The 26,029-nt window shown below is 64.4% G+C and carries 22 protein-coding genes; 10 read left to right on the top strand and 12 right to left on the bottom strand.

The window, feature by feature from the left end; translation table 11 throughout:
* Positions 1-4: 4 nt before the first annotated feature.
* Entirely contained in the window at positions 5-2,155 is a 2,151-nt protein-coding gene (locus V6M89_RS23355) for a gluconolaconase (protein WP_332855435.1), read from the bottom strand.
* Between the two features lie 231 nt (positions 2,156-2,386).
* Between V6M89_RS23355 and V6M89_RS23350 the strand changes: the two genes are divergently transcribed.
* Complete coding sequence (locus tag V6M89_RS23350) at positions 2,387-2,914, top strand: PEP-CTERM sorting domain-containing protein (RefSeq protein WP_332855434.1); 528 nt, start codon at positions 2,387-2,389, stop codon at positions 2,912-2,914.
* A 192-nt stretch (positions 2,915-3,106) separates the two neighbouring features.
* Here the strand turns inward: V6M89_RS23350 and V6M89_RS23345 are convergent, their stop codons facing one another.
* Positions 3,107-5,365 (bottom strand): carboxy terminal-processing peptidase, encoded by a 2,259-nt coding sequence (locus V6M89_RS23345; RefSeq protein WP_332855433.1) that lies wholly within the window; start codon positions 5,363-5,365, stop codon positions 3,107-3,109.
* A gap of 366 nt (positions 5,366-5,731) precedes the next feature.
* Here V6M89_RS23345 and V6M89_RS23340 point away from each other — a divergent pair, with 366 nt between their 5' ends.
* The 4 genes from V6M89_RS23340 (at position 5,732) to V6M89_RS23325 (ending at position 9,309) form a co-directional block, all read left to right on the top strand.
* Complete coding sequence (locus V6M89_RS23340) at positions 5,732-7,708, top strand: methyl-accepting chemotaxis protein (protein WP_332855432.1); 1,977 nt, start codon at positions 5,732-5,734, stop codon at positions 7,706-7,708.
* 111 nt (positions 7,709-7,819) lie between these two features.
* Positions 7,820-8,182 carry a DUF2946 domain-containing protein gene (locus tag V6M89_RS23335; RefSeq protein ID WP_332855431.1) on the top strand — a complete coding sequence of 121 codons (363 nt, stop codon included), beginning with the start codon at positions 7,820-7,822 and terminating at the stop codon, positions 8,180-8,182.
* Between the two features lie 78 nt (positions 8,183-8,260).
* Positions 8,261-8,878 (top strand): SCO family protein, encoded by a 618-nt coding sequence (locus V6M89_RS23330; protein ID WP_332855430.1) that lies wholly within the window; start codon positions 8,261-8,263, stop codon positions 8,876-8,878.
* On the top strand, positions 8,875-9,309 hold the full coding sequence (locus V6M89_RS23325) for a copper chaperone PCu(A)C (RefSeq protein WP_332855429.1): 435 nt from the start codon (positions 8,875-8,877) through the stop codon (positions 9,307-9,309). Before V6M89_RS23330 ends, V6M89_RS23325 begins: the two co-directional genes overlap by 4 nt.
* Positions 9,310-9,325: 16 nt before the next feature.
* Here the strand turns inward: V6M89_RS23325 and V6M89_RS23320 are convergent, their stop codons facing one another.
* Positions 9,326-9,877: a hypothetical protein gene (locus V6M89_RS23320; RefSeq protein WP_332855428.1), complete on the bottom strand. Its 552-nt coding sequence runs from the start codon at positions 9,875-9,877 to the stop codon at positions 9,326-9,328.
* A gap of 111 nt (positions 9,878-9,988) precedes the next feature.
* Between V6M89_RS23320 and V6M89_RS23315 the strand changes: the two genes are divergently transcribed.
* A complete protein-coding gene (locus V6M89_RS23315; RefSeq protein ID WP_332855427.1) occupies positions 9,989-11,380 on the top strand; it encodes an MFS transporter in 1,392 nt (463 codons plus the stop codon).
* Here V6M89_RS23315 and V6M89_RS23310 read toward each other — a convergent pair.
* The 4 genes from V6M89_RS23310 to V6M89_RS23295 all read right to left on the bottom strand — a co-directional run bounded on the left by V6M89_RS23310 (position 11,352) and on the right by V6M89_RS23295 (position 16,205).
* On the bottom strand, positions 11,352-13,433 hold the full coding sequence (locus tag V6M89_RS23310; RefSeq protein WP_332855426.1) for a carbohydrate-binding protein: 2,082 nt from the start codon (positions 13,431-13,433) through the stop codon (positions 11,352-11,354). The genes V6M89_RS23315 and V6M89_RS23310 overlap by 29 nt on opposite strands.
* A 118-nt stretch (positions 13,434-13,551) precedes the next feature.
* Positions 13,552-14,700, bottom strand: coding sequence for a hypothetical protein (locus V6M89_RS23305; RefSeq protein WP_332855425.1), 1,149 nt, complete (start codon positions 14,698-14,700; stop codon positions 13,552-13,554).
* On the bottom strand, positions 14,697-15,620 hold the full coding sequence (locus tag V6M89_RS23300; protein ID WP_332855424.1) for an alpha/beta fold hydrolase: 924 nt from the start codon (positions 15,618-15,620) through the stop codon (positions 14,697-14,699). Before V6M89_RS23300 ends, V6M89_RS23305 begins: the two co-directional genes overlap by 4 nt.
* Before the next feature lie 24 nt (positions 15,621-15,644).
* A complete protein-coding gene (locus V6M89_RS23295) occupies positions 15,645-16,205 on the bottom strand; it encodes a thymidine kinase (RefSeq protein ID WP_332855423.1) in 561 nt (186 codons plus the stop codon).
* Between the two features lie 218 nt (positions 16,206-16,423).
* Between V6M89_RS23295 and V6M89_RS23290 the strand changes: the two genes are divergently transcribed.
* Genes V6M89_RS23290 through V6M89_RS23280 form a run of 3 tightly spaced genes read left to right on the top strand, consistent with a single transcriptional unit; the run spans position 16,424 to position 19,555 of the window.
* A complete protein-coding gene (locus tag V6M89_RS23290) occupies positions 16,424-17,791 on the top strand; it encodes a cystathionine beta-synthase (RefSeq protein WP_332855422.1) in 1,368 nt (455 codons plus the stop codon).
* A gap of 11 nt (positions 17,792-17,802) precedes the next feature.
* Complete coding sequence (locus V6M89_RS23285) at positions 17,803-18,978, top strand: trans-sulfuration enzyme family protein (protein WP_332855442.1); 1,176 nt, start codon at positions 17,803-17,805, stop codon at positions 18,976-18,978.
* 40 nt (positions 18,979-19,018) lie between these two features.
* Entirely contained in the window at positions 19,019-19,555 is a 537-nt protein-coding gene (locus V6M89_RS23280) for an HNH endonuclease (RefSeq protein ID WP_332855421.1), read from the top strand.
* On the opposite strand, the gene V6M89_RS23275 is transcribed toward V6M89_RS23280, so the two are convergent.
* The gene (locus V6M89_RS23275; RefSeq protein WP_332855420.1) at positions 19,540-21,747 is read right to left on the bottom strand and encodes an acylase; all 2,208 of its coding nucleotides are present in this window, start codon (positions 21,745-21,747) and stop codon (positions 19,540-19,542) included. The two genes, V6M89_RS23280 and V6M89_RS23275, sit on opposite strands and share 16 nt — an antisense overlap.
* Positions 21,748-21,889: 142 nt before the next feature.
* Positions 21,890-22,720, bottom strand: coding sequence for a hypothetical protein (locus V6M89_RS23270; protein ID WP_332855419.1), 831 nt, complete (start codon positions 22,718-22,720; stop codon positions 21,890-21,892).
* 290 nt (positions 22,721-23,010) lie between these two features.
* Here V6M89_RS23270 and V6M89_RS23265 point away from each other — a divergent pair, with 290 nt between their 5' ends.
* Entirely contained in the window at positions 23,011-23,301 is a 291-nt protein-coding gene (locus V6M89_RS23265; RefSeq protein ID WP_332855418.1) for a hypothetical protein, read from the top strand.
* Positions 23,302-23,314: 13 nt separating this feature from the next.
* Here the strand turns inward: V6M89_RS23265 and V6M89_RS23260 are convergent, their stop codons facing one another.
* Genes V6M89_RS23260 through V6M89_RS23250 form a run of 3 tightly spaced genes read right to left on the bottom strand, consistent with a single transcriptional unit; the run spans position 23,315 to position 26,028 of the window.
* On the bottom strand, positions 23,315-24,610 hold the full coding sequence (locus V6M89_RS23260) for a hybrid sensor histidine kinase/response regulator (RefSeq protein ID WP_332855417.1): 1,296 nt from the start codon (positions 24,608-24,610) through the stop codon (positions 23,315-23,317).
* Positions 24,600-25,208 carry a chemotaxis protein CheB gene (locus V6M89_RS23255; RefSeq protein ID WP_332855416.1) on the bottom strand — a complete coding sequence of 203 codons (609 nt, stop codon included), beginning with the start codon at positions 25,206-25,208 and terminating at the stop codon, positions 24,600-24,602. Before V6M89_RS23255 ends, V6M89_RS23260 begins: the two co-directional genes overlap by 11 nt.
* Positions 25,201-26,028, bottom strand: coding sequence for a CheR family methyltransferase (locus tag V6M89_RS23250; protein ID WP_332855415.1), 828 nt, complete (start codon positions 26,026-26,028; stop codon positions 25,201-25,203). The genes V6M89_RS23255 and V6M89_RS23250 overlap by 8 nt, the downstream gene beginning before the upstream one ends.
* Position 26,029 lies beyond the last annotated feature (1 nt).

The raw sequence follows: 26,029 nt of genomic DNA, 5'->3' as shown, positions 1-26,029 counted from the left end.
CAGCTCAGTCTACGGTGATCAACAAATCGCGGCCCTTGCTGGCGGCGTTGCCGGCGTAGTCTTCGGCCGTGATGCGCAACGTATAGTTGCCGGGGCCGAGGGCGCCGACTTTCCAGCCGCCCGGCGTCAGCTTGCCGTGGATCAGCGTGTTGTTGATGGCGTAGGAAAACCGCGTTTCCGCCGCGCCGTGAACGGTGATGCCGCTGGTGGCCGCGTAGGCCAGCTTGACCGCCTCGCGGTTGCGCGGCAGACGGTCGTAGAGCTGCGTGATCAACGGTTCTTCCATGCCGGGGATGATTTCGCCGTCGGCGTTCAACAGCTGGTAGCCCAGCTTGTACACGCCCAGGCGGCGGCGCGCCTGGTTGCCGTTCATCTGGTCGAAGGCGTCGACCACGATCTGCACTTCGCCCAAGGCGCGCGGGACCAGCAGGCGGCCGCCGGCCTTTTCCTTGAGCAGCTTGCCGCTGCTGTCGGCCAGCGCGATGGACTGGATCTGCGGCGCGATGGTGTCTTCCAGGTCGATGAATGGCAGCGTCAGCGGATTGAGGGCGTCGCCGTTCGGTTTGTAGTCCAGGTGCACGTGCGCCATGCGGTTGACGGTGCCCAGCGTCTCGCCCACCAGGAAGCGCGTGCCGCGCTTGACGCGCACGGAGGAAGGCACGCCTTTTTCATCCTTCAGCAGCTGGAAGCGCGGGTCGAGCGGCTTGTCGTTGGCGCCGCGCCCCACGCGCATGTGGATGTATTGCAGGCCATCGAGCGCCACGCCTTCCGACAGTTCGCCGTAGCCCCAACTGGCGTTCGGGTCGCTGATCTTGCCGGCGGTGACGGCCAGCACCGGCGTGCCGATGGCGGCCTGCACGTCGAGCCCGGAATGGAAATGGTCGCGGCTTTCGCCGTCGAAGTTGCCGCGCACCTCGCCCATCAGGCCGACCACTTCATGCGGCTTGTCCTGCGGCTTCACCGGCCACAGCATCGTGGCGCCGTGCGACGGCGCGCCGGACAAGGGCAACTCCGGCGCGGCCGGCTCTCCGGCCAGCGCCAGCGCCACGTGGTGCAGGCGGAAGGTGGCGGCGTCGGTGACGAACAGCGAGCCGTCCTTGGCCAGCGCCAGGCCGCGCGGCGCGTAGAAGCGCACGCTGCCGTCCGAGCCGTAGCCCGGTTGCGGCGGGCGGTCGGCGTCTTCCAGCGTCAGCACTTCGCCGGCCGGGGTGACCTGCGCCAGGCGGCCGTGGGCGTTGCTGCTCACGTAGAGAAAACCGTCCGGCGTCATCGCCAGTCCAACCGGCGATTGCAGCAGCGGCGCACGCTCGCCATCCTTGGCCTGGACCACGGTGCTGACGCTGCCGTCCTTGGCCAGCTTGCGGATGGCGTGGTTGCCGGTGTCGGCGATGTACAGCTCGCCGGCGGCGCTGAGCGCCAGGCCGGTCGGCGTGTTGAACAGCGCTTGCGCGCCGGCGCCGTCGACATCGCCCGCGCGGCGGCCGCCGGCGACGGTGGTGACTTCGCCGTTGGCTGCGATGCGGCGGATGCGGTCGTTGTAGGTATCGGCCACGTAGACCACGCCGGCCGCGTCCACCGCGATGCCGATCGGGCCATTGAACTGGGCGGCCGCGCCACGGCCGTCCTTGTCGCCCGGCAGGCCGTCGCCGGCCAGCGTACTGACCACGCCTTCGGGCGTGACCTTGCGGATGGCGTTGTTGCCGGTGTCGGCCACGTACAGGTTGCCGGCGGCGTCGATCGCCAGACCGGACGGGGTGTGGAAGGCGGCCGCCTTGCCCGCCCCTTCCGCATAGCCCTCGACCGCGCCGGCCAAGGTGGTGGTGGCGCCGTCCTGGGCGATCTTGCGGATGCTGTTGTTGTCGCCGCCATCGGCCACGTACAGGTTGCCGGCGCCGTCGGCCACCACGCCGAACGGATCGGCGAAACGGGTGCTGCGGCCACGGCCGTTGTTCGCGCCCGGCATGCCGTCGCCGGCGATGGCGGTGACGCGCGCGCTCCAGTGCGGCTGCGTGCCTTTCAAGGCGGACGGCCGCGCCACCTCGGCGCCGGCGTCGGCGCCCGGCCGATGGGTCAGGATGTAGGCCGCCCCGCCACCGCCCAATGCACCGCCCAGGGCCAGGGCGGCGGCGATTAACTTGAATTGGGTAGGAGTCACGTTACGCCAGCCTAAACGTTGATCGAAAGAAAATATCTTAACCGATCTTCGGAGCGGCGGCTACCGGCAAGCTGCGCGAGCAAGACCGCAGGGGGGGGCGCACAAAAAACTCAGGATGTTACCGTTCGATAGAATTGATAGAAAATTATTGTTTATTATTAAGTAAGTGACTGTTTAGCAATTGTCACATCCCCAGCCAGCAACTTTCCCCACCCAGATTGGAGTCATCAAATGTTGAAAAAACTTTTAAGCGTTGCATTACTAGCAATATCCAGTACCGCAGCCCAAGCTGCCCCCACGCATTACTACTACACCTATACCGGATTGTTTGCCGATATCTACAATCAAGCGTATGAATTTCAGCCGGACGCGTCGTATGGCGGACGATTCGATGGCGAGGACCTGAACCATAACAACATAATTGAGCTAAGCGAGCTCACCTACATGCGCAGCGGTTACACCAATTATCTGAACTGCAATGCATATTGCGGTGTGAGTTCTTTTTCCTATGACTTGAATAATGGGAAATTAGAATTCTACACTTCCTACAGCAACACATATCAAGGTGTCTCCTACGGCGGCGGCAGCGCCAGTGAGTTGGGCTACACGTGGCATTATGACTTTCCACCTTATTACGACAACCGCATGAGCGTTACTCCAGAGACCAAGCTGACAATTTCGGTGCCGGAGCCATCCACTTATCTGATGTTGGGCGTAGGCTTATTAGGCATCGGCTTGGTCAAACGCCGTCGCAAATAAGCACCCAAAAAAAAGCCCGCTACGGGAGCGGGCTAAATCTATTTCCTTGGAGGAGAATAGAGGAGACAGGTGAATGATGCTGCATCGCGGCATATAAATCTAATTTATATTGGTAATAGCAGTAATTATCGATGTGAATAACTCAAAAAAATAGCCCCGCGAACTACACGGGGCTACCTTCGAGCAGACGACTTACTTGCTGGCGTCCACCGCGTACGGCAGCACGCGCGAGGCCATGCGGGTGTCGGTTTTCAGGAAGCCCACTTCGTCGGCCAGGATGTGGACCGCTTCGTTCAGCAGCACATCCTTGGCGGCCTTGGCGGCTTTTTCCGCATCCAGCTCCGCAGTCAGCGAGCGTTCGTCGCCCTGCAGGCCGTCGTCGGTGCGCAAGGCGCCCTTGACCGCCGCCACTTTCGGCGATGGCGCTGCCTTGCCGTTGGCCGGCTTGGCGGAGATCGCCTTGTTCAGCGCGTCCTTCGGATCCGGCAGCAGCACCGGGTCGTCCGCGCCCAGCGTGGTCGACAGCAGACGCGCCTCGCGCAGCTTGGCGCGTGCTTCCTGGGTGTCGCGCTCCTTGCGGCGCACGGTCTCATTCAGCGAGATCAGGTTGTCCTTGCGCTGCTTCTTGACCAGGGCGATGTCCTCGGACAGGTACTGGAAGTCCTTGTCCTTGGACACGCGCGCCTCATGCTTCTTGTCCAGCAGCGGCAGGATGTCCTTCAGGTCGCCGGTCGGGATGTACGGCGCCGGCTTGATCGAGGTCCACGGCAAGGCATTGTCGTAGCTCGATTCGCCGAAGGTGTCCGAATCGCCCATGGTCGGCAGCTTGATGTCGGGCGTGACGCCGCGCAGCTGCGTGGTGCCGCCGTTGATGCGGAAGAACTGGGCGATGGTCATCTTCAGCTCGCCGTAGTGGACCTTGTCGCTCTGGGCGAAGCGGTCCAGGCCGAAGATGGTTTGCACCGTCCCCTTGCCGAAGCTCGGCTCGCCGATGATGACGCCACGGCCGTAGTCCTGGATCGCGGCCGCGAAGATCTCGGAGGCCGAGGCCGAACCACGGTTGATCAGCACGCCCAGCGGACCATCCCAGGCCATGCCGGCGTTGGTGTCGCTTTCGATTTCGATTTTGTTGTCGCCGGTGCGCTGTTGCACCACCGGGCCCTTGTCGATGAACAGGCCGGTCAGCTGCACCGCCTCGGACAGCGAGCCGCCGCCGTTGTTGCGCAGGTCGATCAGCACGTTGTCGACTTTTTCCTTCTTCAGCTCGCCCAGCAGGCGGGCCACGTCGCGGGTGGCGCTCTTGTATTCCTTGTCGCCCTTGCGGCTGGCCTCGAAGTCCTGGTAGAAGGTCGGCAGCGAGATCACGCCGATGCGGCGCTTGGCCGTGCCGTCCTTGACTTCCAGGATGGATTTCTTGGCCGACTGCTCTTCCATGCTGATTTTCTTGCGCACCAGCGAGACGGTGGCGTGCTTGCCGTCGACGCCGGCATCGACCGGCAGGATGTCGAGGCGCACGGTGGAGTCTTTCGGACCGCGGATCAGCGCGACCACGTCGTCGATGCGCCAGCCCAGCACTTCGGTCATCGGCGAGTTGTCGTCCTTGGCCACGCCGAGGATCTTGTCGCCGACCTTGATCTTGCCCGACAGTCCGGCCGGGCTGCCCGGCACGACTTCGCGCACCACCGTGTATTCGTCACGGGTTTGCAGCACGCAGCCGATGCCTTCCAGCGACAGGCGCATGGCGATGTCGAAGTTCTCCGACGCGCGCGGGCCCAGGTAATTGGTGTGCGGCTCGATCGACATGGCGTAGGCGTTCATGAAGATCTGGAACACGTCCTCATTGGTCAGCTTGCGCGAGCGGCTGACGTAGTTCTCGTAGCGCTTGTCGAGCGTGTCGCGGATGCCCTTGTCGTCCTTGCCGGCCAGCTTCAGGCGCAGCCAGTCGTTCTTGACGCGCTTGCGCCACAGTTCCTTCATTTCAGCGTCGCTCTTGACCCAGTCGGCCTTCTCGCGGTCGTACTGGTAGCTCTCGTCGAGGGAGAAATCGGGCTTGGTCTTGAGCAGTTCGCGGGCGTAGGCGATGCGCTCGTTGAAGCGCTGCTGGTACTGGTTGTAGATGGCGAATGGAACGCTGAGGTTCTCGCCGGTGATGGCGTCGTCCAGGCGGGTGCGTACGATGGCGTACTGGTCGATGTCAGCCTGGGTGAAGAACAGTTTTTCCGAATCCAGCGATTTGAAATAGCGGTCGAAAATCTTTTCCGACATCGCATCGTCTAACGGAGTGGATTTGTAATGCAGTTTGGTCAGAACCCGCGAGGCCCATACGGCCGCCTGGGCCTGGCCCGGCTGGGGTTTGAGTACGGTATCCGCCGCCGCTTTTTCTGGCACGGCCGCGCCGGCCTGCACTGACAGCGCCGCCAACACGGCTACTAACAGTATTTGCTTCTTCATCGGCTTACTCCGAAACGTAGTGTTATCAATTAATCGTCGCGCGCAGTGCTCCTGCCTGCCGTTCCATTCTACAGGATAGGCTGCACCGCAGCGCTGGGAGTTTGCAGTGTCCCTGCCCAAGCTTAAGCAAGACTGAAATGAAACCAGTTTTACTTCCGTTGACACATATGTTGCCACGCAGCAAAAATGTGGTACTATATCGGTCTTATGTTTTTGACGGCCCGCCCGCAGCACTCCGGCAGAGCCCGTACGCCTCGACTGGTGAGGCGCCTTAGCAGCAGCCTTATCGCTTCACGCAGTCGCTCCCCCGGAGCATGCTCGATCCAGAGCGCCCTCAATCAGCACCACCTTGACCTAAAAAGAACAATGCAAACCTTTACCATGAATCCCCGCGACTGGGGTGTCGGCACCAAGATTACCGTGTTCACCTTCGGCCTGATCGCCGTCATCCTGGCCATGCTGCTCAGCCTGATCAACATGAGCACCTCGGCCATGCTGACCGAACGCGCCAAGGCCAATGTCGCCAACACGCTGGACGGCATCAGCAACACGGTCGAGGTGTTCAACACCGCCATGACCAACGAGGCGTCCAGCTTCGCGCGCCTGTTCGCGGCCGGCTTCGGCGACGGCAAGTTCAGCCTGGACAGCGCCACCACCGTCGACATCGGCGGCAAGGCCACGCCTTCGCTCAAGCACGACGGCAAGACGCTGAACCTGGACTTCGCCATTCCCGACAAGTTCACCGCCGACACCGGCGTGGTCGCCACCATCTTTGCCGCCAGCGGCGACGAGTTCGTGCGCGTGAGCACGTCGCTGAAGAAGGAAAACGGCGAGCGCGCGGTCGGCACCCAGCTCGACCACGCCCACCCGAGCTACGCGCCGCTGCGCGCCGGCGGCAACTACATCGGCCTGGCCACGCTGTTCGGCAAGCAGTACATCACGCAATACGATCCGATCAAGGACGCCAGCGGCCAGGTCATCGGCGTGCTGTTCATCGGCCTGGACATCTCGAAGAACATGGCCATGCTGAAGGAAAAGATCAAGGCCATCAAGATCGGCGACACCGGCTACATCTACGTGGTCAACGCCGCGCCGGGCAAGACGCTGGGCGCGGCGCTGGTGCACCCGGCCAAGGAAGGCGAGAACCTGATCGACAGCGCCAGCAGCGACGGCCGCCCGTTCGTCAAGGACATGCTGGCGGCCAAGGAAGGCTCGATGCGCTACGACTGGGCCGACAGCGCCGGCGCCGCGCCGCGCGAGAAGATGGTCGAGTTCCACACCTTCAAGCCGTGGAACTGGCTGATCGTCGGCGGCACCTACACCGAGGAAATCACCCGTGAAGCAGGCCGGCTGCGCAACCGCTACGCCGCGCTGGGCCTGGTGTCGCTGGCCTTGTTCGCCGCGATCCTGTTCCTGCTGGTGCGCGCCAACATCACCCGCCCGCTGGCCCGCGCCGAAGCGGCCGCGAGCCGCATCGCGCAAGGCGACCTGGATGTGCAACTGGCCATCGACAACAAGGACGAGATCGGCCTGGTGCTGCGCGCGCTGAACGGCATCAGCAAGAACCTGTCCGGCGTGGTCGGCCAAGTGCGGCTGGGCGCCGAGCAGATCGCCACCGCCTCCAACCAGATCGCCGCCGGCAACCTGGATCTGTCCTCGCGCACCGAAGAACAGGCCTCCAGCCTGGAAGAAACCGCCGCCTCGATGGAGCAGCTGAGCAGCGCCGTCAAGCAGAACGCCGACAACGCCGCGCAGGCCAACCAGATGGCGCTGGCCGCCTCCGGCATCGCCGCCAAGGGTGGCGAAGTGGTGGCGCAGGTGGTCGACACGATGGGCTCGATCAACCAGTCTTCGCGCAAGATTGTCGACATCATCTCGGTCATCGACGGCATCGCCTTCCAGACCAACATCCTGGCGCTGAACGCGGCGGTGGAAGCGGCGCGCGCCGGCGAGCAAGGCCGCGGCTTCGCGGTGGTGGCGTCGGAAGTGCGCAATCTGGCGCAGCGTTCGGCCACGGCGGCCAAGGAAATCAAGGCGCTGATCGATGATTCGGTCAGCAAGGTCGACATCGGCAGCACGCAGGTGGCGCAGGCCGGCACGACGATGCAGGAAGTGGTGGTCAGCGTGCGCCGCGTGACCGACATCATGGCCGAGATCAGCACCGCCAGCGACGAGCAGCGCGCCGGCATCGGCCAGGTGCACGAAGCGATCGCGCAGATGGACCAGGTCACGCAGCAGAACGCCGCGCTGGTCGAGGAAGCGGCCGCCGCCGCGCACGCGCTGCAAGACCAGGCCGCCGATCTGGAAAAGGTGGTGCGGATCTTCAAGCTCGCCGGCCGCTAACCAACCCGGGGTCAGGTCCCCCATTTGAGCATGAGCTCGGCTATACAAGCCGAGCTCATGCTCAAATGGGGGACCTGACCCCGGGTTTTCTTTTGCCCTATAATTGCGGGCATGGGTAAATTTCTGAAGCACCGGCGCAGCCACAGCCTGATCGTATGCATCGCGATTTTGCTGAACCTGCTCGCCCCGGCGATCGGCCATGCGATGGCCACGCTGGCGCGCGATCCGCTGGTGCTGGAAATTTGCAGCGCCACGCCGGCCAAGCCGGCGCCGGGCGACAGCTCCACGCACGCGCTCAAGCATTGCGTGTTCTGCGCCACCCATGCCGACACCTACGCGCCGCCGCCAGCACCAGCCGGCCTGATCACCGTGCTGCGCGGCCATGACGCCTGGCCCGCGCTGCACTACCAGTCCCCCACCCCGCTGTTCAACTGGTCGAGCGCACAGCCGCGCGGACCGCCCGTCCTGTCCTGACGTCCCGGTAGACCGCATGCCGCCACGCCGAACGGCGACGGCTGGCGTGCGCCTGTTCAACGACTCACAGGATTAACCATGCAACGCCGTACCCTACTTACCGCGCTGGCCGCAGCCGCTGCATTGCCGCTGGCCGTGCACGCCGCGCCGCCGGCCTACACCGGCATCGACATCACCGGCAGCAGCATCGGCCCGGACTTCCGCCTGTCCTACGGCGACGGCAAGCCCGCCTCGCTGCAAGACTACAAAGGCAAATACGTGCTGCTGTTCTTCGGCTTCACGCAATGCCCGGACGTCTGCCCGACCGCCCTGTCGCGCGCGGTCGAGATCAAGAAGCTGCTCGGCGCCGACGGCGACAAGCTACAAGTCGTCTTCGTCACCGTCGATCCGGAGCGCGACACCGCCGCGCTGCTGGCCGAATACATGCGCGCCTTCGATCCGGCCTTTGTCGGCCTGCGCGGCGACGCGGCGCAAACCGCCAAGGCGGCCAGGGACTTCAAGATCTTCTACCGCAAAGTCCCCAGCGGCAGCTCGTACACGATGGACCACACGGCCATCACCTATGTGTTCGACGCCGCCGGCAAGATCCGTCTCGCCTTCAAGCACGAGCAAACCGCCCAGCAATGCGCAGCCGACCTGCGCAAACTGATGCAACCTAAAAAAGAAACCAGCTTCCTGAAAGGATTATTCTCATGAAACGCATGATCTACCTGATGCTCCTCGCCGCCCTGCCCGCCTTCGCGCAAGTCACCGTCAGCGAGGCCTGGGTGCGCGGCACCGTGGCCTCGCAAAAAGCCACCGGCGCCTTCATGACGCTGACCTCGGCAAAGGACAGCCGCCTGGTCGGCGCCAGCTCGCCGGCGGCCGGCGTGGTCGAAGTGCACGAAATGAAAATGGTGAACGACATGATGAGCATGCGCCAGATCGACAGCCTGGCGCTGCCTTCCGGCCAGGCAGTCCAGCTGGCGCCCGGCGGCTATCACCTGATGCTGATGCAACTGAAGCAGCCGCTGGCCGACGGCGCCAAGGTGCCGCTGACGCTGGAGTTTGAGGACGCGAACAAAGTCCGCAGCAAGGTGGCGGTAGACGCCGTCGTCAAACCGTTGAACAGCGCGCACCAGCACTAAGCGCACACGGTGGCCGTCAGAGCGATTGCAGCAGCGGCCACCAGTACGACACCGACCACCACAGCAAGCCTGCGATCAGCAGGTAGGGCCAGGATCGCAAGGAGATTTTCCAGTCGACCGTCGACGGCCAGCAGGCCAGGAACTGCGGCGCCACGGCAAACGCCAGCGCCAGGTCTATCCACTGGAAATTCAGTCCGGCCCGGGTGCGCCACCATGCCACCACGAACGGCAACAGCACCACCACAAACGGCGCCAGCGCGGACGGCGCCGCGTTGTACCAGCGCACCCGCGTCAAGCGCACCGATCCCAGCTCCCAGCCCTGACCGACCCGCCGCGGAATGACGGTGAAGGCGGCCGGCCGCGCATACGTCACCAGGCCGGCGACGAAATGCGCCAGCTCGTGGCAGATGGTGCCGGCGACGGTGAAAAGGAAAAAGAAGGGATGCCGGGCCGATAAAGCACGGATCAGCAGCGCCAGCACTAGCGACGGCGCCAGGTACAACAGGATGTCGCGGTGATGGCATAACCACGCCGGCGCGAGCGTACTACATTCAAACAGGCTGCTCATGGCCGCATCGTCGCACGGCGACGGGCCGGCGTCAATTGCACACAATACAGTTGTACGACGTCTGACATCTAAGTTATGATGGCTTAAAAACCACCATAACAAGGAGACCGCATGACACCGCAGCCCAACAAAGCGAGCCGGGTACGCTGGCTGATACTCGCCATCCTGTTCGCCGTCACCACCATCAACTACGCCGACCGCGCCACCATCGCCATCGCCGGACCGGAACTCAAGAAACTGCTGGGCCTGTCGCCGGTGCAGATGGGCTTTGTGTTTTCAGCCTTCGCCTGGTCCTACGTGCTGGCGCAACTGCCGGGCGGCTGGCTGCTGGACCGCTTCGGTTCCAAGCGCACCTATTTTTTCAGCATCTTCCTGTGGTCCAGTTTCACGATGTTGATGGGCACCGTCGGCTTCCTGACCGGCGCCGCCGCAGTTTCGACGCTGTTCTGCCTGCGCCTGCTGATCGGCGCCGCCGAAGCGCCCTCCTTTCCCGGCAACAGCCGGCTGGCCTCGGCCTGGTTCCCGACCGCCGAACGCGGCACGGCGGCGGCCATCTTCAATTCGGCCCAGTACTTCGCCACGGTGCTGTTCGCGCCGCTGATGGGCTGGCTGGTCCACAGCTTCGGCTGGGAAAGCGTGTTCTATGTGATGGGCGGGCTGGGCATCGTGATGGCCTTCGTCTGGCGCAAGACGATCTACGGCCCGAAGGACCATCCCGGCATCAATGCGGCCGAGCTGGCCTATATCGAAGCGGGCGGCGCGCTGGTGGATTTGGAAAGCAAGGACAAGGTCGCCGCCACCACCCAGCTCGACACCTGGTCGTGCATCCGCCAGTTGCTGGGCAACCGCATGCTGTTGGGCGTCTACATCGGCCAGTACTGCATCAACACGCTGACCTACTTCTTCCTGACCTGGTTCCCGGTCTACCTGGTCAGCGAGCGCCACATGACGATCCTGAAGGCCGGCTTCGTGGCCGCGCTGCCGGCGGTGGCGGGCTTCCTCGGCGGCGTGCTGGGCGGCGTGATTTCCGACCGCATGATCAAGTCCGGCAAGTCGCTGTCGATGGCGCGCAAGACGCCCATCGTCGGCGGCATGCTGCTGGCGATGTCGATGATCGTCTGTAACTACGTCGACGCCGACTGGCTGGTGGTGCTGGTGATGTCGCTGGCCTTCTTCGGCAAGGGCATCGGCGCGCTGGGCTGGGCCGTGGTGGCCGATACCTCGCCCAAGGAAGCGGGCGGCATGAGCGGCGCGCTGTTCAACACCTTCGGCAACACGGCCGGCATCACCACGCCTATCGTGATCGGCTACATCCTGCAGGAGACCGGCTCGTTTGCCGGCGCGCTGGTGTTCGTCGGCGCCAACGCCGCCGTCACCGTGCTGTGCTACGTGCTGATGGTCGGCGAGATCAAGCGCTTCGAATTCAAGACGCCGGTGCTGCGCCGCGTCGCCGACGCAGCACCGGCCACTGGCGCTACTGCGCCGTCAACGACCACCAGTTGATGTTCCAGCCGCCGGCGCGGGCGAAGATCGCCAGGTCCTGCTGGCCCGCCGTCAGGTAGACGGTGCCGGTGACGGTGGTCCAGTTCTGCCAGCCGCCGGTGTTGGGCACCGCCAGCGCGGCCAGGTCGGTGGCGTTCTTGCTCAGCACCAGCTGGCCGCCGTTGTTCGGACTGGCGACGCGGAATTGCAGGTTGTACCAGCCCGTCTTCGGCACGTTGATCGGATAGGTCATCCAGTCGTTGGTGTCGATGTTGCCGACGTTGAAGCCGCCGCCGGTGTCGGTGGTGGTTTCCATGCGCATGCCGCTATGGTTGCTGAACATCTCGGCCTCGATGCGCTGGCCCGCCTCGGCCTTCCAGTTCATCCAGTAGGCGATGCTCTCGTTGCGCACCAGCGGCTGCGTGCCGAAGCCGCGGAAGTAGCTTTCGATGGCGGCATTGGTGGCGCTGCCCACGTCCAGCGCGCCGAAGCCGCCGCCGTTGCTGCTGTTGCTGACCAGGCCCCAGCCCCACGAACTGGTGTCGCCGTTCGAGCCGCCGTAGCTGACCGTCTTGTACGCCCAGCTGGTCGCGGCCCAGCCGTACATATTGTAGATGTCGTAGGTCTTGCGGGTGATCTGGCCGCCGTAGCTGCCGGTCAGCGTCCACGGCTGGAACTCGCCGATCAGGAACGGCGTGTTCAGCGCGGTCAGCTTGTTGTTCCAGTCACAGCTTTCGCCGGTGCCGCTGGTATTGCAGTGCAGCCAGGTCGCATGCATATTCGCCTGCGCGGTGGCGCCCTGCACTTCGTTCCATCCCCACAGGCCGGGATAGAAGTGCATCCAGAACGCCACGTTGCTCAGGCCGCGCGTGTTCGGATTGCCGTAGGCGTCGATGCCGGAATTGTGGCCGGGCAGCAGGATCACGTGATTGGCGTCCTTGGCCCGCACCACGTTGAACAGCTCGTAGGCGAAGTTGGCCAGCGTGATGGCGTCGGTGCCCCACGGCTCGTTGAGCAGGTCGTAGGCCGCCACCGAAGTGCGGTTCTTGTAGCGGCTGGCGATCATGTCCCACAGCCACTTGGTGCGGTCGCGGTAGGTGGTGTTGGTCCACATTTCCGCCGCGCCGGCGCAGCCGTCGTGCTGCTCGCTGGCCGCCGCCTGGCCGCCGACCGCGCCGTGCAGGTCGAGGATCACATACATGCCGCGCTTCTCGGCCTCGTTGATGGCGTAGTCCAGGTATTTCCAGGCGTCGGCGCGCAGCGTATACGGATGGGCGTCGTCCTCGATCAGGCTGTACAGGAAAGGCACGCGCACCACGTTCATGCCCATGCCCTTCATCAGGTCGAAGTCGCGGCCGCTGATCCAGCTGTCGCGGAACACGGACATCAAGCGCTCCTTTTCCGCCGCGCCGAAGCGGCCGGACAGCGCCGATTCCAGATGGCACTGGTCGCCGATGCCGGCGCCGTTGTTGGACAGGTTGGTATTCATCATCCACATCTCCAGCGCCAGCCAGTTGCCCAGGTTGACGCCGCGCAGGTTGACGCGGTTGCCGGCGTTGTCGACCCAGAACTTGCCGTTCTGCCGTATCGCCGGCAGCGTCACGCCGGTGGTCTCGGGCGTGAAGTTGATCCAGTTGAGGTTGAAGCCGCCGGCGCGCGCCTGCACCGTCAAGCTCTGCTGGCCGGCCGCCAGGAACACGTGCGAGTTGACGGTGGCCCAGTTCTGCCAGCCGCCGGTGTTCGGCAAGGTGGTGGTTTCGCCGATGGCCTTGCCGTTCTGCGCCAGCACCACCTGCCCGCCGCCGGTGGCCGAGGCCACGCGGTACTGCACGGTGTACCAGCCGGCGCTGCCGGGGTTGACCGAGTAGGTCATGCTGTCGTTGGTGTCGATCCAGCCGACGTCGCTGCCGCCGCCGGTGTCGGTGGTGGCTTCCAGCGCGACGCCGGTCATGCTGGTGTAGCTTTCCGCCTCCAGCTTGCCCGGCAAGGCGGTTTGCGCGTAGCCCGCGCCGGCAACTGCCAAGCCGGCAAGGGCCAGCAGCCATTTGATGCGGTGATGCAGTGTCGTCTTCATTTAGTCTCCGATGGTTTTTGTGATGAAGGACCGCAGTACAAAATATGGAAGCGCTTCCACAATAGAATGGAAACGTTACCAAATTTGTACGAAAACTATACCACGATGGTTGCGGAGGTCAATCCCGATGTGTTGTCGTGCGCTGGATGCGGAAGGTGTCGCCCTGCGCGTCGCTGGCCAGCAAGGTGACGGACAGCTCGCCCGTGGTCACCATCTGGCCGACCGACAGCAGCGCTTGCAGGTGCTGCTCGTCGTTGTCGCCGGGCGGTTGCACGCGGACCGCGCCGTCGTGCGAAGTGAGCCGGGTGTCGACGGTGTAGACCAGCAGGCCCGCGCGCGGCAGCTTGACATCGTAGCCCTCGGCGCGCCGGCTTTCCATCGCCAGCGCTGTGTTCGGGCCGGTCGGCACCAGTGCCAGCTTGGCGCCGCCTGCGCGTTCGACCGGGGTCAGCGTGACGGTGGCGGCGGCGTCGGTGCAGATCACCTGGGCGTCGTCCAGCCAGCCCAGTTGCCAGCGCTCCCAGCCCAGGTACTCCGGCGCCCTGCCCGTCGGATTGCCCATTGCGCTGAACTCGCCGACGTAGGTGTGCCACAGCTGTTTGGGCGGACGCGGTCCGGCCAGGTCGACCAGCGACATCGCATGGCCGATTTCGTGCGCAAACCAGGTCCAGCCCAGTATCGGCAAATCGCTGCCCGAGGTGGCGCCGTTGATGAACTCCCTGCCGCCGGCCTGCACGCCCAGTCCGGGCGAGGCGGTGAAGGTCGGCCCCCAGTTGATCGCCTGGGTGGCGGGATTGGCGATCACCAGGATGGCGTCGCTGCCGGTGTAGTCGACGGACGGCCCGGCCAGGTCGATCGCTTCCTGCAAATAAGCTCGGTGGGTCATGAACGAAGCGCCGCGGCCGAAGTGGTAGTCGGCCGAGGGTTTGCGCATGCGTATCCAGCGTTCGTCGGCGGCCAGCGTCACGTCCAGCTTGCCGTAGGAGACAGCCTTGAAATACTGCTCGGCGCGCGGTGAGATGATGGACATGACTTCGCGCGGCGCCACCGTGGCCGGGACATCGCTGAAGTCGACGAACAGCACGCGGAAGCGCAGCTGGCCGGTGGTCTTCAGGCGCAAGGGATTGCGCGGGAAGCCGAGGCCAACATCGCTGCGTAAGTGCATTTCGGGCAGGCGGCACGAGGCCAGCGGATCGGCGGTGGCCGGCAGCGCCGCTAGCATGGCCGCCAGCGCGCAAGCCGCGCGATGCAAACGGCGCACCCTCATGCGCCGCCGCCGGCCACCGCCGCGACGCTGCTGTCATACGAAAAACCATGCTGCTGAAGGATGTCCACCAATTCCGCCGGCGTGCTGCCGAGCTTGAGGTTCTCGGCCACCCAGGCATGCCAAGCAGGCGTGATGGCAAGCGGCTCCGGCGCCAGCTCGATGCCGGTGATGATCTGCGCCAACAGCGCGTTGATGCGCTTGGTGTCGATCAGGTGCTGCACCACCGCGTGGCCCGAATACGGATACGGATACAGCGTGCAATTGCCCATCGCCGCCAGACGGTGCGCGTGCATGGCGTCGAGGTTGACCGACTCGGTGGAATTGGGCTGGTCCGGCTTGGTGCCGAACGCGATATGCAAGCGAGTCTGCCCGCCTGCCCTGTCCCGCCCCAGCGCCGCCAGATCGTAATAGCCCGAGGCCGGCCGGTTTTGTTCCAGCGCGCGCATCACGGCGATCCAGCGGCGGTCGTGATAAAGCAGCGCCTGCCGCACATCGAGGAAGGACAACGGCCCGAAGGCGATCACCTGCTGCACATCGAGCAGCAGGCCGAACATGACGGCCGCATAGGCGCCCATCGACTGCCCGATGGTCACCACCTTGCTCGGCTTGATCGCGGCGATCAGCGCGCGCAGCGTTTCCACCGTATCGTCGGGATGGTCGCCCAGGCCGGCGATGGTACGGTGATACCAGCTGTTGCCGGAATCACGCACCAGGATCTTGTTGAGATGCCGCCCGCTGGCCTGCTCCAGCTTTTTCAGGCGGCCATAGAAATCGAACTCCGGCCGCGTCTCCCACGAGACGAAACCAAACGCGATCACCAGGATCTCGCCGGGCACGACGCGGTCGATCAGCACGTCCTCGGTGCTGGTCTTGACGCGCCGGTTATCCAGCGCAGGCACATCGACAACACTTAACGACATAGCCCGCGCTCCCGGTTTTAACGATTAATGACTGTCTGTGTAAAAACAACGTCCGCAAGCCTGGCGGTAGCTCTCGTTGCCGCCGATGCTGATCTGCTCGCCTTCCTTCATGCGCTTGCCGTTCTCGTCGACGCGGATATTCATGGTCGCCTTCTTGCCGCAAGTGCAGATGTTCTTCAACTCTTCGATATCGTCGGCCAGCGCCAGCAGATAGGCCGAACCCGGGAACGGCTCGCCACGGAAATCGGTGCGCAGGCCGTAGGTGATCACCGGGATGCCGCGCACCTGCGCCAATTGATGCAACTGCTGCACCTGCAGCGTGCTGAGGAACTGCGCCTCGTCGATCAGCAGGCAGGCGATTTTCTGGTCTATCAGTCCGAGGAAATTAGTGCCGGCGTCGAACACTTCCGTCTGCCGCTGCGGACCCAGGCGCGACGTCACCTGGCCCACGCCGTAGCGGTTGTCGATGGCGGCGGTGAACAGGCGCACCTGCTGGCCCTGCTCTTCGTAATTGTGCGCCACTTGCAACATCGCGGTGGATTTGCCTGCGTTCATCGCAGAATAACGGAAATAAAGTTTAGCCACTACTACCCCTTTTTGAAGTGCGGGATTATAAACCGCCGCTTCATAAAAAGGAGCATACTTGCTTTTCCAGCAGCATGGTGAAACCGGTATTTTTTTTGCATATGCAAACTCGGAAACATTCCTTTCCAGCGCCTACAGAGCGGCCTACCATCCGCTCTTTACAAAAAAGCACGAGCGGACACAATTCGCCCGTGCCCACAGTTCGCAAGGAGAACCGCATGCCTACCCCCGCATTGTTTAAGCTCATCGGCAACACACCATTGGTCCAGGTCACCCGCCTGGACACCGGTCCCTGCCAGCTGTTCCTCAAGCTGGAATCGCAGAACCCCGGCGGTTCGATCAAGGACCGCATCGGCCTGTCCATCATCGAGGCGGCCGAGGCCGACGGGCGCCTGAAACCGGGCGGCACCATCATCGAGGCCACCGCCGGCAACACCGGCCTGGGCCTGGCGCTGGTCGGCCGCCTCAAGGGCTACCGCGTGCTGCTGGTGGTGCCGGACAAGATGTCGACCGAAAAAGTACTGCACCTGAAAGCGCTAGGCGCCGAAGTGCGCACCACCCGTTCCGACGTCGGCAAGGGCCACCCCGAGTACTACCAGGACTACGCCGCGCGGCTGGCGCGCGAGCTGCCGGGCTCCTTCCTCGCCGACCAGTTCAACAACCCGGCCAATCCGCTGGCGCACGAAACCACCACCGGCCCGGAGATCTGGGAGCAGATGGGCCACGAGGTCGACGTCATCGTGGTCGGGGTCGGCTCGTCCGGCACCCTGACCGGGCTGACCAACTACTTCCGCAAGGCCGCGCCGCACGTGGAATTCGTGCTGGCCGATCCCAAGGGCTCTATCCTGACCGAGTACGTCAACACCGGCCACGTGTCCGACACCAGCGGCTCGTGGGCGGTGGAAGGCATAGGCGAAGACTTCATTCCGTCGATCGCCGACCTGAGCGGCGTGCGCAAGGCCTACACCATCAGCGACCAGGAAAGCTTCGACAGCGCCCGCAGCCTGCTGCGCGCCGAAGGCATCCTGGGCGGCTCGTCCACCGGCACCCTGCTGGCCGCCGCGCTCAAGTACTGCCGCGAGCAGACCACGCCCAAGCGCGTCGTCACCTTCGTCTGCGACACCGGCACCCGCTACCTGTCCAAGGTCTACAACGACGGCTGGATGCACGACCAGGGCCTGCTGCGGCGCGAACCGCTGCACGACCTGCGCGACCTGATCGGCCGCCGCTACGACGAGGGCGATGTCGTCAGCGTCTCCCCCGCCGACACCTTGCTGATCGCCTTCAACCGCATGCGCAGCGCCGACCTGGCGCAGCTGCCGGTGCTGGAGAACGGCAAGCTGGTCGGCATCATCGACGAATCGGACCTGCTGCTCAAGGTCGACAACCATGCGGAACAGTTTTCCAGCCTGGTCGGCGCCACCATGACGTCCCGCCTTGAAACGCTGCACCCCAGCGCCAGCGTGCAGGCGCTACGCAGCACCCTGGACCGCGGCCTGACCGCCGTGGTGGCCGACGGCGACACCTTCTACGGCCTGATTACCCGCTTCGATTTGCTGAACCACCTGAGAAGGACTTTATCTTGAGCGACCAACACCTGAAAAGCCACAAAAAAGCCGCCCTGGCCACCCGCGTGATCCACGCCGGCCAATCGCCCGATCCATCGACCGGCGCCATCATGCCGCCGATCTACGCCACCTCCACCTTCGTGCAGGACAGTCCGGGCGTGCACAAGGGCCTGGACTACGGCCGCTCGCACAATCCCACCCGCTGGGCGCTGGAACGCTGCGTGGCCGACCTCGAAGGCGGCGCCCAGGGCTTCGCCTTCGCCTCCGGCCTGGCGGCGATCTCGACGGTGCTGGAACTGGCCGACGCCGGCTCGCACATCATCGCCGGCGACGACATGTACGGCGGCACCTACCGCCTGTTTGAGCGGGTGCGCCGGCGCAGCGCGGGCCACGACTTCAGCTACGTCGACCTGACCAACCCGGAAAACCTGCTGGCCGCGATCCGGCCCGAAACCAAAATGGTGTGGGTCGAAACGCCGACCAACCCGATGCTCAAGCTGGCCGACCTGAAGGCGATCGCCAAGATCTGCCGCGAGCGCGGCATCATCGCCGTGGCCGACAACACCTTCGCCAGCCCGCTGGTGCAGCGGCCGCTGGAACACGGCTTCGACATCGTCGTGCATTCGACCACCAAGTACCTGAACGGCCACTCGGACATCATCGGCGGCATCGCCGTGGTGGGCGGCGAGCCCCACCAGCAGGCGTGGTGCGAACAGGTCGGCTTCCTGCAAAACTCGGTGGGCGCCATCGCCGGCCCGTTCGACAGCTTCCTGGCGCTGCGCGGCGTGAAGACGCTGGCGATCCGCATGGAGCGCCACTGCCGCAGCGCGCTGGAACTGGCGCGCTGGCTGGAGCAGCAGCCGGAAGTGCGCAAGGTCTACTACCCCGGCCTGGAATCGCATCCGCAGCATGAACTGGCCAAGCGCCAGATGGATGGCTTCGGCGGCATCATCTCGATCGACCTGAAGACCGACCTGCCGGGCGCGCGCCGCTTCCTGGAAAGCTGCTCGGTGTTCGCGCTGGCCGAAAGCCTGGGCGGCGTCGAAAGCCTGATCGAGCATCCGGCGCTGATGACGCACGCCACCATCCCGCCGGCGACGCGCGCAAAGCTGGGCATCGGCGACGGCCTGATACGGCTGTCGGTGGGAATCGAGGATATAGAGGATTTAAGGGCCGATATTCGCCGTTCGCTCGATGCGATTTAGGTGCTAGTATCCGGGAATTGCGTAATCAGTCCGAGACCTCATGGAATTCCTCTTCATCATCATTGGCGTACTGGCCGTCGGCGCCCTTTACTCGCTGGGCGTGGCCAGCGCCAAGCCGGTGCCCGGCAGCGACTTCTACAAGGTGTCGAAGGACGGCCGCGTGCTGGCCTCCGGCGGCCCCAAAGTGACGGCGCTGCGGCCCAAAGTCACGCCGGAAGGCTTGATGGTCAAGCTGCGCAACGGCAATCGTACCGGCGAGTTCCTGGTGCACGAGCTGGTGGCCGAGGCGCACCTGCCCAATCCATCGGGTTTGAAGTGGGTGCGCCACAAGGACGGCAACCCGCGCAACAACAAGGTAGAGAATCTGGCATGGAGCAAGGAGCCGGTCGTTGAACCCGTCGCGGCGCCGGCGCCGCCTGCGGTTCCTGAGGCGCCGCAGACGCGCTATGCCTCACCTGCGGCGCGGGCTGCCGCTGCAGCCATGGCCGCGGCTGCGGCAGATGCGGCGACAAGCTCCGCGCCGGCGAAGACCATCGGCGACTCCCTGCCCGGCGGTGCGCCTCACTCGCCTGGGTGATATTTGCGTTCCAGGTGCTTTTCCACGTCCGCCTTGTAGAACAACACGTCCTTGAATTCCCCGCGCGCGTACATCGCGGCCTGGTCGCTGAAATGCGGCGAGGCCGGATTGCCACTCTCCCCGCCCGCCAGGATGCTGCGCGCCTTGATGCGCGGCCCAAACTCCACCGCCGCCACGAAGCTGTTGCCACGCTCGCCGTAGATTTTCTTGGTCTTGGTCTTGGAGGTCATCCCATAGGCGGCCAGCGAACCCCAGTTGGCTGACGCGAACGCCACCGGCAAACTAGGCTTGCTGTCGTCGAAAGGCTGGACGATGTCGCCGGTCAGGCGCTGGAAGCGATTGATCTCGCCCCACGGCGTCTGCCATGTGCCGAAGTCCGCCGCCAGCTTGGCCGAAGCGCGCTCCAATGCCTGCAAGCGCTGCTGCGGCGTGATCGCGGCCTGGATGTAATCGAGCACCAGCACTTCGCGCGCCTTGGCCGCCGGACTGTAAGTGGCCGACAGGTCCTGCGCCCAGAAGATCGCCAGCGAGGTCGGCACCGACTCCAGCGAGTAGCGCATGTCCCAGCCGCGCAGCGCGGCGATCTGCGGCGCCAGGCCGGCCTTGAGCGTATCGCCCTCCGGCAGTTCATCCCATGCGGCGAACAGCTGCGGCAGCAGCGGCTCGAAGGCCGGCAGCTGGTTGTCGTAGGCGCTGGCGATCAGGCTGTCGAGCGTGAAGTTCTTCTTGTTCTCCAACACCCGCACCGCGTGGATGCCGCGCGGGTTCTCCGGATTCATCGACATATAGGCCGGATAGTCGCGCGCCTTGGGGCTGTACGCTCCGGCCGCCGTGTACGGCCAGTTGTTGGTGTTCTGTATCCAGCCGTTCTTCGGATTGAACAGAGTGATGGTGTCCTTCACCGCGTGCAGGCCTTGCCACTCGGTGGCCGGATCGCTGCCGTCGACCGGATGCTTCCAGTCGAACTTTGGATCGCGCTTGGGAATGAAGTTCCCGTGGAAGTAAGCGATATTGCCGTCGGCGTCAGCGTACACGGTGTTGTTGGACGAATTGGTGCGCAGCTCCATCGCCTTGCAGAAGTCCTGGTAGCTGCGCGCCTTGGTGCGGATATACGATTGCGTCAGCGCCTTGAGCGGCTCGTTCATCAGCCGCACGGCGATCCACTTGCCGTCCTTGGCGCGCACGATCGGGCCGTGGTGGCTGTAGTAGACCTTGACCACCTTGCTGGCCATGCCGGCCGCCGTCTTGTACGGCAGCGTGATGTCGACCGCCTTCAACGGCCGCTGTTCCTGGCCGTACTGGTAGTAGAACTGGCCGTCCTTCTCGCTGATGGTCTCCAGGTATTCGTCGATGACGTCGCCGCCGCCGGAGGTGTGCATCCAGCCCAGGCGGTCGTTGAAGCCCTGGTAGACGAAGAACTGGCCCCAGGTCACGGCGCCGTAGGCGTTCAGGCCCTGCTCGCTGTGCACCTGCACTTCGGGACGGAAGTAGAACGAGGTGTGCGGATTAATCAGCAGCAGCGCGTGGCCGTCCTTGCTCAGCGCGGGCGCGATGGCGAAGCCGTTGGAGCCGCCCGGTTCCTTGTCCGGGTCTATGCCGTCGCCGCGCGCCGACAGCAGCACCGGTGGCGCCAGCGGCAGTTTGGCGCCGTTGGCGTACAGTTCCTGCAACTGCTTCAGGTCGACCGATTCGATGTCGCCGCCGATGCTGCCTTCGCTGAAGCTGAGCGCCATCCACGGCTCGAAGCGGGCGATCAGCGCCGGCTTCACCTCGGGGTGCGTGGCCAGGTAGTAGTTCAAGCCGTCGGCGTAGGCCACCATCAGCTGCTTCAGCCACGCCGGGCTTTTGGCGTACTGCGCCTGCAAGTCGGCCGGATTGATGAACAGCTTCATGCGCAGGTCGCGATACAGCTCGGCCTCTCCCTCGACTTCGGCCAGCCGGCCCATGGCGTTGATGTAATTGAGTTCGACCCGCTTGAAATCGTCCTCGGCCTGTGCGTACATCAGGCCGAACACGGCGTCGGCGTCGGTCTTGCCGTAGACGTGGGGAATGCCCCATTTGTCGCGCAGGATGATCACGCGCCGGGCCGCCGCCTTCAGCCGCGCGGTTTCCGCCAGCGGCTTGGCCGCCGGGGGCGCCGCCACCGCCATATTCATCGCAACACAACACATCAGGGCTAAGCTTGAACGCATCGACAGACTCCGGGGGTAAGTGAACCTCGTCGTTCCCGCGCACGCGGGAACCCATGCGGCGCGTCCCGTCCAGCTCAGCATGGATTCCCGCCTGCGCGGGAAGTCATTTTCCCCAGTGGGGGAAATGACGGGGCGCGATTATTTAGCTGGCGTCGACCAGCTCCGAGATACGCAGTTGCAGCGCGGTGATTTCCGCCCGCAGCGCCGCGTTCTTTTCCTTCAGCGAGGCGTTCTCGGCGCGCAGCTCGTCAGCCTCGGTCAGCGGCCGGCCGTACTCGCCGCCGCCCTCCTTGGCTTCCTTGGCGGGACGCGAGGCGGCGCGCAGTTCGCGCACTTCCTTGGCCGCCTTCTGCAATTCCTTCTTGCCGCCGGCGACCGCGGCCACCTGGTCGGCTTCCGGCAGCGAAGCCACGGTGGCGGCGGCGTTGATCGAGATGGTGCCGGAACGGACCGCCTCCACCAGCTCCGGCGTCGCCGTCTTCTGGATCTTTTCGATCTGGCTGATGGTGGCGCTGCTCAGGCGGGCGGCGCGGGCGATGTCCTCGCGCGAGGTCAGCGGCATGGCGGCCGGCTTGGCCTTGGGCGCCTCGCCCTCCGGCGGCGCGATGGCGGCATCCTCGGCGGCGGCCTGCACGGCCAGCTCGGCCACGCGGGCGGCGACGATCTCCTTCTTGCGCAGCGCCAGCACGCCGCGCTGGTAGTCGGAAATGCTGCGGCGGCCCAGGTTGTTATCGATCATCCACAGCTTGACGTCGTCCAGGTTGCGGAAACTGGTGTTTTCCGTGACCTTGAACGGAACGCCGTGCTGCTGGCAGATCTGGTAGCGGTTGTGGCCGTCCACCAACACATCTTCCCACAGCACCAGCGCATCGCGGCAGCCTTCCACCAGGATGCTGCGCTCCAGCGCCGCGTATTCGGCCTCGGTCAGCGGCTCGATGTAGGCGCGCAACACATCGTTAATTTTGATTTGCATAGTTATCCTCGAATTACCGGCGGGCCGGCGCCAATGCGCCCGGCCAAATCGCCGTCCAGCATGCTACACCATCCGCGCACGCCGCCAAAGCCCCAAGCCGGGATGGCTACTAAGGCAATCTTAAGAAATGTTCATTATTATTCATCCCAGTCAACAAGCTTTCTCCAGCCATTGACACTAAGCCCCGACAGACTTACCACCTGCTCGGGGCTTTTCCATGGGCGGACGCGAAGGATTGCTTTTGCCCGGGCCTTGCTGCATGATTCAGCTTCCTCAATCAAGGCCTGACCATGATCAACTACATAATTCACGTGTCCCTGACCGATGCCCAGCCCGAAACCATCGTGCGCCTGAGCTTCGAGCTGTCGAAATACAATATCGCCGCCGGCGTCAAAGCCGACGACGGCCGTGGCTACCACCTGCCACCCGGCACCTTCATGTACTACGGAAATGAGACCATCAATGAAGTGCGCGACGCCGTCCACCGCCTTGCGGAGACCATCAAGCCTGGTGCTTCGGTGGTAGTGACCGAAGCGGCGTCGCTGTCCTGGAGCGGGCTGCAGGAAGTGCCGGCTGCCTGAACACCGACGCCGGCTAAGGCGTGACGGCGGGTACGGTCAGGGTGAAAGTGACACCCTTGCCGCACGTGCTGTCGAGCTTGATATCGCCCTTGAGCACGCCATGGGCGAGATTGTGCACGATGAACATGCCGAGGCCGGAACCGCCCTGCCCCAGCTTGGTGGTATAAAAAGGCTCGAACACCTTGCGGTGCAGCTCGGGCGCGATGCCGGCGCCGTCGTCCTGGTAAATGATCTCGACCTGCTCCCGCAGCCGCCGGGCGTCGATCATGATGCGGCCGCCGCCGGCGCCGAAGCCGTGGCGGATCGAGTTCATGATCAAGTTGCTGAAGATCTGTTCCAAATCGCCGGGGTAGGCATCCATCTCGATGCCCGCCGGAATCTGCAAATCCACGCAGACTTGGGCATGCCGCATCGCCGTGCCCAGCGTATGCAGGATGTCGCCCACCGTCTCGCGCAAGTCGAACACGCGGCGGCGCTGGCTGGTCTGGTCCACCGCCACCTTCTTGAAACTATCGATCAGCTCCCCGGCCCGCTGCCCGCTGCGCACCAGGATGGCGCTGGCGCTCAGGCACTCTTCGACCGAGGTGTGCAGCAGGCTCTTGGTCAGCGTGCCCGCGGCCGCCGCCTTCGACAAGTCGCTCAGGCGCTCGCCCAGCGCCGACGACATCATGACGATATTACCGATCGGCGTATTGAGTTCATGCGCGACGCCCGCCACGATGCCGCCCAGCGACGCCAGCTTTTCCGATTCGACGATCTGGTCCATCGCGCGCCGCAGCTCCTGGGTCCGTTGTTCGACCCGCTCCTCCAGATCCTCGTTCAGCTGGCGCAAGCGCAATTCGCTCTCCTTCAGCTCGGCCGTGCGTTCGCGCACCATGCCTTCCAGGTTGACCTTGCGGTATTCGATCTCCATGCGCTGGGCGTACAGCTCGCAGAACACCCTGACCTTGCTGCGCAACACCAGCGGCTCGATCGGCTTGATCAGGTAATCGACCGCGCCGGATTCGTAGCCCTTGAACAGATGATTTTTCTCGTTCATGCCCGCCGTCACGAAAATAATGGGCAGGTGGCAGGTCTTGGGATTGGTGCGCAGCAGCGCGGCCGTTTCCAGGCCGTTCATCTCGGGCATCTGGACATCGAGCAGGATCAGGGCGAAATCGCATTTCAGGCTTTGGCGCAGGGCTTCGTTGCCGGAGTTGGCGGCCACCAGTTCCAGATCGAGTTCCATGTCCGACAGCAGCGCGGCGAGCGCCTTCAGGTTCTCGGGACGGTCATCGACCATCAGCACCGGAATCTTGTTAGCGTCCACTGTGTTTTCCTTTACGTCCATGACCGCCGGCCAAGGCCTGGAGCAGCGCCCCCAACCCGGCCAGCGGCACCACATAGTCCGCCTGCACAGCGGCCAGCGCCGCCAGCGGCATGCTCGGGCTGGCGGCGTCGGCCGGGTCCTGGACCACGGCCAGCCCGCCCTTTTGCTTGATCGCCCGTAGTCCCTGGCTGCCGTCGGCGTTTGCTCCAGTCAATATTACGCCGATCACGGCCGGGCCGAAAGCTTGCGCTGCCGACTCGAACAACACATCGATCGACGGCCGGGCGTAACTGACGGCCGCGTCCGTGCTCAGCGCCAGCGTGCCGTCGCGCTCCAGCATCAGGTGGTAGTTGGCCGGCGCCAGGTACACCGTGGCGGCCTCGATGCGCTCGCGCTCCTCGGCCTCCTTGACGCGCAGCGCGCAGCCCTGGTCCAGCACCGCGGCCAGCGAACCGTCCGAGTCGGCCGAGATGTGCTGCACGATCAGCAAGGGCCAGGGCAAATCGGCCGGCAATGCCCCCAGCAGCTGTTTGAGCGCGCTGACGCCGCCGGCCGACACGCCCAGCACGATGGCCCGGTATGGCGTGCGCTTAGGCATAGGGCTTGCGGTAGATGCTCAGGTGGGCGGCGAAGCGCTCGTATTGCTGGCCCTGCGGACGGCCGTCGAGCCGCTCCTTCATGCCCAGGCACAGGAAACCGCCCGGCTGCAGGCAATGCTCGAACAGGTGCAGGCAACGGTCCTTGAGCTCTCCCTTGAAATAAATCATGACGTTGCGGCACAACACCAGGTTCATTTCGCCGACGTCGCTGTCGGTGACCAGGTTGTGCTGGGCGAACACCAGATGGTCGCGCAGGCCGGACGCCAGGATGGCATTGTCGTAGCAGGCCGTGTAATAGTCCGCGAACGATCCCGTGCCACCGCTCAACTGGTAGTTGCGGGTGGCGGCCTGCATGGCCCTGAGCGGGTAGATGCCGTCGCGCGCGCGCTTCAGCACGGCCTCGTTGAGGTCGGTCGCGTAGATGCGGTAGCGTCCGGCCAGCCCGGATTCCTGCAGCAGGATCGCCATCGAATAAGCTTCCTCGCCGCTGGCGCAGCCGGCATGCCAGATCTTGACGAAGGGATAGGTCTGCAGGAAGGGGATCACCTTTTGCCGCAGCGCCAGGAAGAACGCCGGGTCGCGGAACATTTCCGTCACATTCACGGTGATCCCTTGCAGCAGCGTCTCGAAACAGGCGGGATCGCGCAGCAGCTGGGCCTGGGCCTGGGAAAACGTGGCGTGGCCGGAGCCGGCCAGCCACAGCCGCAGGCGGCGCTTGAACGAGGCTTCCGAGTAGCCGCCGAAGTCGTGGCCGTAAACCTGGCGCACGCCCTGCAGCAGCAAGCCGATTTCCACATCCTCGATGGCGTCCGGGTCCATG

The sequence above is a fragment of the Duganella sp. S19_KUP01_CR8 genome (genome assembly GCF_036688705.1).
GTDB lineage: Bacteria > Pseudomonadota > Gammaproteobacteria > Burkholderiales > Burkholderiaceae_D > Rugamonas.
This window is presented reverse-complemented; position numbering and strand designations above follow the sequence as displayed.

Excerpts from the sequence above, each read along its gene's own strand:
- V6M89_RS23335 (WP_332855431.1), top strand. The coding sequence starts at position 7,820 with ATGGGTAAATTTCTGAAGCACCGGCGCAGCCACAGCCTGATCGTATGC.
- V6M89_RS23265 (WP_332855418.1), top strand. The coding sequence starts at position 23,011 with ATGATCAACTACATAATTCACGTGTCCCTGACCGATGCCCAGCCCGAA.
- V6M89_RS23290 (WP_332855422.1), top strand. The coding sequence starts at position 16,424 with ATGCCTACCCCCGCATTGTTTAAGCTCATCGGCAACACACCATTGGTC.
- V6M89_RS23350 (WP_332855434.1), top strand. The coding sequence starts at position 2,387 with ATGTTGAAAAAACTTTTAAGCGTTGCATTACTAGCAATATCCAGTACC.
- V6M89_RS23345 (WP_332855433.1), bottom strand. The coding sequence starts at position 5,365 with ATGAAGAAGCAAATACTGTTAGTAGCCGTGTTGGCGGCGCTGTCAGTG.
- V6M89_RS23310 (WP_332855426.1), bottom strand. The coding sequence starts at position 13,433 with ATGAAGACGACACTGCATCACCGCATCAAATGGCTGCTGGCCCTTGCC.
- V6M89_RS23305 (WP_332855425.1), bottom strand. The coding sequence starts at position 14,700 with ATGAGGGTGCGCCGTTTGCATCGCGCGGCTTGCGCGCTGGCGGCCATG.
- V6M89_RS23255 (WP_332855416.1), bottom strand. The coding sequence starts at position 25,208 with ATGCCTAAGCGCACGCCATACCGGGCCATCGTGCTGGGCGTGTCGGCC.
- V6M89_RS23270 (WP_332855419.1), bottom strand. The coding sequence starts at position 22,720 with ATGCAAATCAAAATTAACGATGTGTTGCGCGCCTACATCGAGCCGCTG.
- V6M89_RS23280 (WP_332855421.1), top strand. The coding sequence starts at position 19,019 with ATGGAATTCCTCTTCATCATCATTGGCGTACTGGCCGTCGGCGCCCTT.
- V6M89_RS23250 (WP_332855415.1), bottom strand. The coding sequence starts at position 26,028 with ATGGACCCGGACGCCATCGAGGATGTGGAAATCGGCTTGCTGCTGCAG.
- V6M89_RS23340 (WP_332855432.1), top strand. The coding sequence starts at position 5,732 with ATGCAAACCTTTACCATGAATCCCCGCGACTGGGGTGTCGGCACCAAG.
- V6M89_RS23315 (WP_332855427.1), top strand. The coding sequence starts at position 9,989 with ATGACACCGCAGCCCAACAAAGCGAGCCGGGTACGCTGGCTGATACTC.
- V6M89_RS23320 (WP_332855428.1), bottom strand. The coding sequence starts at position 9,877 with ATGAGCAGCCTGTTTGAATGTAGTACGCTCGCGCCGGCGTGGTTATGC.
- V6M89_RS23325 (WP_332855429.1), top strand. The coding sequence starts at position 8,875 with ATGAAACGCATGATCTACCTGATGCTCCTCGCCGCCCTGCCCGCCTTC.
- V6M89_RS23275 (WP_332855420.1), bottom strand. The coding sequence starts at position 21,747 with ATGCGTTCAAGCTTAGCCCTGATGTGTTGTGTTGCGATGAATATGGCG.
- V6M89_RS23330 (WP_332855430.1), top strand. The coding sequence starts at position 8,261 with ATGCAACGCCGTACCCTACTTACCGCGCTGGCCGCAGCCGCTGCATTG.
- V6M89_RS23300 (WP_332855424.1), bottom strand. The coding sequence starts at position 15,620 with ATGTCGTTAAGTGTTGTCGATGTGCCTGCGCTGGATAACCGGCGCGTC.